Annotated in this window: 6 protein-coding genes; 1 reads left to right on the plus strand and 5 read right to left on the minus strand. The window is 63.7% G+C overall.

The features are described from left to right. Together PMI42_RS37885 and ocd are read right to left on the minus strand one after the other, a co-directional pair. Window positions 1-157: tRNA-dihydrouridine synthase (locus PMI42_RS37885; protein ID WP_193376332.1), on the minus strand; the 157-nt coding region annotated here is incomplete at its 3' end. Between the two features lie 204 nt (window positions 158-361). Continuing rightward, complete coding sequence (gene ocd, locus PMI42_RS11635) at window positions 362-1,411, minus strand: ornithine cyclodeaminase (RefSeq protein WP_035965324.1); 1,050 nt, start codon at window positions 1,409-1,411, stop codon at window positions 362-364. A 133-nt stretch (window positions 1,412-1,544) separates the two neighbouring features. On the opposite strand from ocd, the gene PMI42_RS11640 reads away from it, so the two are divergent. After that, window positions 1,545-1,970, plus strand: a complete 426-nt coding sequence (locus tag PMI42_RS11640) for an Lrp/AsnC family transcriptional regulator (protein ID WP_008133963.1) — start codon at window positions 1,545-1,547, stop codon at window positions 1,968-1,970. A gap of 58 nt (window positions 1,971-2,028) precedes the next feature. Here the strand turns inward: PMI42_RS11640 and PMI42_RS11645 are convergent, their stop codons facing one another. The 3 genes from PMI42_RS11645 to PMI42_RS11655 all read right to left on the minus strand — a co-directional run. Continuing rightward, entirely contained in the window at window positions 2,029-3,597 is a 1,569-nt protein-coding gene (locus tag PMI42_RS11645) for a GMC family oxidoreductase (RefSeq protein WP_008133964.1), read from the minus strand. Window positions 3,598-3,737: 140 nt separating this feature from the next. Next, on the minus strand, window positions 3,738-4,499 hold the full coding sequence (locus PMI42_RS11650) for an SDR family NAD(P)-dependent oxidoreductase (protein ID WP_008133966.1): 762 nt from the start codon (window positions 4,497-4,499) through the stop codon (window positions 3,738-3,740). A gap of 21 nt (window positions 4,500-4,520) precedes the next feature. Further along, window positions 4,521-5,931 (minus strand): nitrilase-related carbon-nitrogen hydrolase (locus tag PMI42_RS11655; RefSeq protein ID WP_008133968.1); only part of this gene is annotated, 1,411 nt, incomplete at its 5' end.

Genomic DNA, 5,931 nt, shown 5'->3' on the forward strand with positions numbered 1-5,931 from the left:
CCAGCCGCTCCCGGTCGCCATGGATGATGGCGCCCGTGGTCAGCATCTCCGTATAGAGCAGCGCCCGCCGCGTGAGATGGCGATGGAACACCCGGCAATGCCGGTCGGTCCAATCCATCATGGGGGCGACGGAAAACCTCCATCGTAAGTCATTCATTTCATTTATCTATCTTCGCACCAGCCGACCTTATAGCGAATTTGGACCGGTTAGGAAATCGAGCGTGACATATCCCGGATAAAGTTGGGATGCATCTGCTGCCATAGCGAATTCTTAATGGCCGGCACCTCAACGCGCGGTCTTTCGAAATTGCAGAAAGTCAGCGGGCAAGGCGCGCGGCGCCCGGACTGAAAGCTTCCGTGATCAGCAGGCCTGCTCAACCTCGCGCGGTTGCGCAGCCGGAAGATCAAGCAGGCCAAACAGGTTGCGCGGGTCTGTCGGCTCGGTCAGGAGATCGATCTCCTCGTAGTAGTCCGTGCCCTCGACCAGATCGCGCAGATGGCGCAGCGCGGAGAAATCCTCGATCGCGAACCCGACGGAATCAAAGATCGTGATCCGGTCCGGCGAACGGCGCCCCGTCGCGTCGCCGACGATGACGCGCCAAAGCTCGGTTACCGGGAAATCAGGCGCCATCTGCTGGATCTCGCCCTCGATCCGGGTCTGCTCCGTTAGCTCAACGAAGACATCGGCGCGCAGAAGGATATCGCGCTGCAATTCAGTCTTGCCGGGGCAGTCACCGCCGACCGCGTTGATGTGAACGCCGGCCCCGACCATGTTGTCGGAGAGCACCGTCGCTCGCTGCTTGTCGGCGGTCACGGTCGTGATGATGTCCGCACCGTGAACGGCCGCCTCGGCGCTTGCGGCCACCTCGATCTCGAAGCCGTGCGGCGCCAGGTTGGCCTTGAACTTCCCGGTCGCGGTTGGATCGATGTCGAAGACGCGTAGCCGCCGAATGCCGTTGACCGCCTTGAAGGCGAGCGCCTGGAATTCCGACTGCGAGCCCAGCCCGATGATGGCCATCACCTCTGCGTCCTTGCGGGCCAGATATTTCGCCGCGATGGCCGACGTCGCGGCCGTACGCAGCGCGGTCGTTATCGTCATCTCCGAGAGCAGACACGGATAGCCGGTCTCGACATCCGACAACACGCCGAACGCCGTCACCGTCTGAAGACCCGTGCGCGTATTCTTCGGATGGCCGTTGACATATTTGAAGCCGTAGAACGCGCCGTCACTCGTCGGCATCAGCTCGATCACGCCGTCGCGGGAGTAGCTGGCGACTCGCGGGACCTTCTCGAAGGCGCTCCAGCGCCGGAAATCCCCCTCGATATAGCCGGCGAGACCGATCAGGTAGGGCTCGATCCCGATCGCGCGGATCAGTCGAACCATGTTCCCGACACCCACGTACCGAACCATCTGCGAGGCCTCCTGCACGATTCCTCCCGTTTCGGAATCGTAGGCCAGAGCAATTTGTGCTATAAATTTCTGACAAGTTCATATTTCTAGTGATTTATGAACAAATCGCTCGGTCCAAGTAAGCAGAATGCTCATGATGGTTTTGGACGAATTGGATCGCCGGCTGATTTCCGTCCTACGCGAGGACGGTCGTGCGCCTATCTCGAAGCTCGGGACCGTTCTCGGCGTCTCGCGCGCGACGGTTCAAAGCCGGCTCGACAGGCTGACCGAGAGTGGAGCCGTGCTCGGCTTCACCGTTCGCTTCCGGCAAGACTATGACGTCAACGCCATCCGGGCGATCATGATGATCGAGGTCACCGGCAAGTCGACCACCGCGGTGATCCGGCAATTGCGTGGCCTGCCCGAGTTGCACGCGTTGCACACGACCAACGGCACCTGGGACCTGATTGCCGAAATTCGCGCCGACAGCCTCGCCGACTTCGATCGCGTGCTGCGCGAGGTCCGCACCATCGATGGCGTCCTCAACAGCGAGACCAGCATCCTGCTGAGCTCGGTCTAGATCCGGCACATATTCTGCGAGGGTTCCGCAGCCCATCGGTGGTTGGCGGCATTGCCTCCTACCGCGTCCCTTTCAACCAATCCGCCATGCGTTCGGCAATGGCGACCGTGGTCAAATGGGTGTTCGCGCGCGGCACCTCCGGCATGATCGAGGCGTCGATCACGCGCAACCCCGTGCATCCGATCACCCGGCATTCGTGATCGACCACCGAGCGAGCGTCGTCCGTTGCGCCCATGCGGCACGTGCCGCTCGCGTGCTGCGCGTCGCTGCACTCGGCGAACAGCCAGTCATCCAGCTCCGCGTCGCTGAGCGGCTCGTCCATACGGCGACCGCTGGCGCCATAGTCAACGCGGTGGGCGATATCGGTCACTGCAGGTTGCAGGCAGATGTCGCGCAGGCGGCGAACGCCGTCGCGCAGGCGCACCAGATCGCGGGAGTCGGACAGCATCCGCTCCTCGACCGTCGGATCGACATCGGGGTCGGTCGTGGTGATGCGGACATGGCCCTGGCTGAAGGCCTGATAGACGGAGACGGCGATGCGTCCCAGCGCCACATCGGCCATCGATTGCCGCGAGCGGGCGAGATTTCCGGCGATCATGATCATGTCGTTGTCGCCAGCGCCTGCGAGGCCGGACGAGTAGCGCAGGCAGCAATTGGTGTGCCGGTGCATCAGCGTGCTCACCTGGCTGTCTTCGCGCAAATGCAGCAGTGCGTTCACGATCGGATGGTCGAGCAGGTTCTCGCCCACCGGCAGGGCCGCGCGAATCGGGATGCCGAGCGTCTCCAGCAGGGCGACGGGCCCGATGCCGGAGCGCTGCAGGATGGCCGGCGAATGGATGGCGCCGGCGCAGAGGATCACTTCACGCGCCGCGCGGGGCGTATGGGAGTGGCCGTTCACGCGGACCCGGACGCCGCTTGCGTGCAGCCGGTTGCCTTCGAACGTGATGGTGTCGACCAGAGCATGACCGACGATGTCGAGGTTGGCGCGGCCGCGCGCCGGCTCCAGATAGCCGTCATTGGTGGAGATCCGCAGTCCTGCATCGCTATTGATGGCGTAGGGCGAGACGCCGGTGCCGTCAGGCGCGTTGTGGTCCTCGCACCAGCCATAGCCGAGGGCGAGCGCGGACGAACGCAACGCCCGGTCGACATTGCCCCAATCCGGGATCGGGGCACGATACACCGGGATCGGACCACGATCGCCGTGATAGGGCGCGTCGGGGAAATTCCTGTCCGTCTCGAGCTTGCGGAAATAGGGCAGAAGCTCGTCCCACGACCAGCCCGTGCAGCCCTCGGCAGCCCAGCGGTCGATATCGTCGGGAACGGCGCGAATTGCGATCTGGCCGTTGATGGTTGAGCTGCCGCCCATCGCGCGGCCCCGCCAGAGCAGGAGCGGCTGCTGGCGCTCGGTACGTCGCGCCAACAGCTTTGGCCAGCGGAAGTCGTCGTCACCGATGGCGCGCATCGGGTTCGGAATGCGGATATGTTGCGGCGTGGTCGCGGTGCGCAGGTCCTGCCCGGCCTCAAGCAGCAGCACGCGATGCGCCGGGTCCTCACTGAGGCGCGCGGCCAGCGTCGCTCCAGCGGAACCTCCGCCAACGATGATCGTGTCGTATTCCTGTTCAATCACGTCGGATGACTCGTCAATGGCATCGGGACGACGAACGCTACTGCAGAGTTTTCCAAGCTTCCGTCAAGTGCCGATCATGGGCTCCAATCCATAAATTGGGGCCAGCGAGGTGCGATGCGAGGCAAACGCCGATACGTTTCCTAAAACTGCACCCCACGCGTGAGTGCGCCGTCGACGACGAGATTTGTGCCCGTGATGAAGCTGGCCGCACGGCTGGCCAGAAACACCACGGCGTTGGCCATTTCCTGCGGCGTGCCCATCCGCCCCGTCGGATTGAGCGCGAGCGCGGTCTTGTAGAGTTCGGGATTGTTGTCCTTGATCATGTTCCAGACCCCGCCGTCGAAATAGGTGTTGCCTGGCGACACCGAGTTGGCGCGGATATTCTTCGCCGCCAGCTGGTTGGCGAGCCCCTGTGTGTAATGGATGATCGCCGCCTTGAATGTGCCGTAAGGACCGGCGGCGAAATCGACCTCGCGCCCGGAGACGCTCGATATGGTGACGATCGCGCCGGCGGCACTCTTCTCCAGATAGGGCATGGCCGCGTTCACCAGCCGGACCGTGCCCATCATGTCGGTCGAAAATTCCTTTTCCCAGCTCTCGTCGTCCTGCCCGATCGCAAGCGCGCTGACATTGGCGACGACGACATCGATGCCGCCGAGCTTTGCTGCCATATCGCCGACCCAGGCCTTCAGCACTGCTGCGTCGGCGACGTCAACCGCGCCGCCATAGGCCACGACGCCCTTGGCCTTGAGTGCTGCGACCGTGCTCTCGACCTCGGCCAGATTGCGCGAGCACACGCCGACATCGGCGCCCTCTGCGGCAAATGTCTCGGCAATGGCGCGGCCTATGCCCTTGGTGCTTCCCGTGACGAGAACCTTGGCGCCCTTCAGTCCCAGATCCATGGCCTGTTTCCTTTTCTTGGTTCAGTAGTTGTTCGCCGACACCTTGACCAGTCCGCGATAGCTGTGCGGCATGCGCATCGACACCAGATCCTTTCGCCGCACCACATTGGTCGGATAGACGCTGTCGAGATTGGTGGTGTCGACCAGCGCGGTTGCAAGGCCCGTGCCGCCGACCGCGATTGCCTCCCGGCGCGGAAACGCGAACGTGTCCGGGCCGAACACACCGCTTAAGCCAGGATAGCCACGCTCGGGATCGACGACATTGGCAAAGGCGAAGAACAGGTTGTTTTCGCCGGCGCGAACGCGGAAATGATGCCAGTGGTGCGGATCCGGGCCGGTCGGAATCGGTTTCGGCTGCCCGACCTCCGTGCCGGCATGCGACGAGCTGAAACGCCCCTTGATCGCCGCGGGACAGGCGATGAGATCGCAGCCGCGCAGCGCCAGCACCCGGCCTGCTTCCGGGAAAGAGGCGTCGTGACCGATCAGCAGCCCGATGCGGCCGATCGGCGTGTCGACGACGGTCCAGCCGTCACCGGCGGTGGCCCAGCTTCGCTCGTCGGCAGTGAGATGCGTCTTGCGATAGACCGAGATGTTTCCATCCGGCGCGACGAGACAGGCACTGTTGTAAACCAAATCGCCGTCACGCTCGGCGAGGCCGCAGACCAGATACAGGCCGAGCTCCCTTGCGAGCCTGCCAAGGCTGTCGGTCGCCGCCCCCGGTATCGGTTGCGCCGATGTCTGGGGATCGCCAAGTCCCGTCAGGGCAAGCTCCGGAAAGACAACGAGCTCAGCGCCGTCGACCTTCGCCTTGCGCGCGAGCGCTGATATCTCCATAAGATTTTGGCTGACGTCATCGCCAGGCGCAAACTGCGCGACGCTGACCGGCGACGTCTTTCCGGCCGGCCAGGGCTCGTGGCCGTAGAGGCCGAAGAAGTCACGTGGGTTCCAGCTGAAAGTATCGGTGAGCAACTCCGGGTAAATCTCCGGCCGCCGCTGTGCCAAGACGGCCTCGCCGAGCACGCGGCGTGCGCGCGCAGCCTCGAGGTCGATCTCTGACAGCAGGACGCCATCACCCTTGTCGAGCACGGCGATCACCTGCCCGTCCGGCGCGATGACGCAGCTGCCGCCGCTGAACTGCACGGTGCGCTCGAGGCCCCATCTATTGCTCTCGATAACGTAGCAGCTGTTCTCGAACGCACGGCTGATCCAGTACGGAGCCGGCGTACGCTCCGCCAGCCAGTTCGAGATATGGCAGATGACGTCCGCGCCGCCGAGCGCCATCAGCCGCGCGGTTTCCACGAAATGAATGTCCATGCAGATCAGCAGCGCAATGCGCCCGATCGGCGTCTCGAACACCTGATTGTGCAAATCGCCCGCCGCCGCCCATTTCGGCTCGGAGATATAGGGATGCGTCTTGCGGTGGCGGCCGACG

The organism is Bradyrhizobium sp. YR681 (assembly GCF_000282615.1).
Classification (GTDB): Bacteria; Pseudomonadota; Alphaproteobacteria; order Rhizobiales; family Xanthobacteraceae; genus Bradyrhizobium.